Origin of the sequence: Ferdinandcohnia jepli (assembly GCF_047246645.1) — a bacterium.
In the GTDB taxonomy this organism is placed as follows: domain Bacteria; phylum Bacillota; class Bacilli; order Bacillales; family Bacillaceae_L; genus Ferdinandcohnia.
The window spans coordinates 1-1,481 of sequence record NZ_JBFOKR010000050.1; the positions used below are offsets into that span (position 1 = coordinate 1).

General features: G+C 35.0%; 1 protein-coding gene. It reads right to left on the bottom strand.

What is annotated here, in order from left to right; all coding sequences use genetic code 11:
* Positions 1-104 precede the first annotated feature (104 nt).
* Positions 105-1,388, bottom strand: a complete 1,284-nt coding sequence (locus tag AB3M96_RS23605; RefSeq protein ID WP_412970057.1) for an IS110 family RNA-guided transposase — start codon at positions 1,386-1,388, stop codon at positions 105-107.
* Positions 1,389-1,481: the final 93 nt, after the last annotated feature.

Consider the following 1,481-nt stretch of genomic DNA (forward strand, 5'->3'; position numbering starts at 1 on the left):
AATTCAAAAACTACTAACGAATAGAAATCAATCCCAAAGTAAACCTTTCCTTAATTGAGGATAAATTGGTCCTTACGAACCTACGATAAAGTAAATCCAATCTCTTAAGCTGCTACCTGTAAGTTAAAATGTGGAATGTCCTTTAACATCTTCTCCGGACAAAATTCAATCTGTCTTTTTCCAATAATAAATAAAATACGAATTAATTTACAACATAATGCAATGATTGATTGTTTCTTTTTTAATGGATTCTGGTCTCGCTTTGTAAAATATTGATGTAATGCCTGAAAGGCTGAATTTTGCGCAATTAGTGGAAGGACAACTTTAAATAGTAATGCTCTTAGTTTTGGGCGCCCTCTTTTGGTAATAATTGTCTGACCTTTCCACTTTCCAGATGTCGCCAGCCTTAAATTTAACCCTGCTAATTTGGTAATTTGATCGGGGTGTGAATAATTCCGTATATCTCCAATTTCTGCGTAAAAAGATGCAACTGTTGTTTCTCCTACCCCTTTTATGGAACTCATTTCTTTAGCTCCAGGTATTTGTTTTAATATAACTTCAACTTCAGTCCAGACTTTCTCTAATTCTTCCTTAAGGAGAGTGTATTGAGCTAATAAACTCTTTAACTTCAACCTTGCTAACTCTCTACCTTCCTTTAATCCAATTGAGTGTCGTGCAACTTCTAAAAGTTGTTTAATCTTCTTTACACCAACACCTTTTTTGACTTCCTTTCGAACCTCAGTTAGGATTTCTAACTCTGTGCGCTGAATAAGTTCATCGGGAAATAAAGCCATTTTAAGAATTTGTAAGGAAGCTTTTCCTTCCCAACTTCCGAAAACATTTAAATACTCTGGAAAGAACCTGTCAATCCACTGGTGAACTCGATTCTGTATTACTCCAATATCAGTTACAAGTTGATCATATTGATTCATTCCTTCACGCAATTCTGCATAAATCCCCTCAAGTAAATTCGGCTCAGAGTACCTCCCATCTTGAATAAGACGTGAAATAACTCTTGCATCCTTTACATCGTTTTTAGTAGGGGAATTATCATCTAATTCTTTTGTCTGTTTAACATGTGCAGGGTTAACTACTACAACTTTAATATCTTTTTCCTTTAACCAATAAGCTAAAGGAAGCCAATAGTGACCAGTAGGTTCCATGCCTATAATAAAATCTGATTTTTCGTGTTTAGATTGTAAACTAGCTATCCACATCATCAAATTAGTAAAACCTTCTTGTGAGTTACTAAACGTTAAAGCTTTTCCAAATTGAATACCTCTAAAATCCTGAGCCCTTGAAACATGCTTATGCTTGGCAATGTCTACTCCAACAATTAAGGTTTTTTCTGTCAGTTGCAGAATCTTATCATTTTGTTTATACTTCATTTTAAGTCCTCCTTGGTAATTTTAAGGGTCCTTTGCGCTGATCAGCTTGGACACCTCGTATCATACCAAGAGGACTTTTTTTGTTCAAACCTC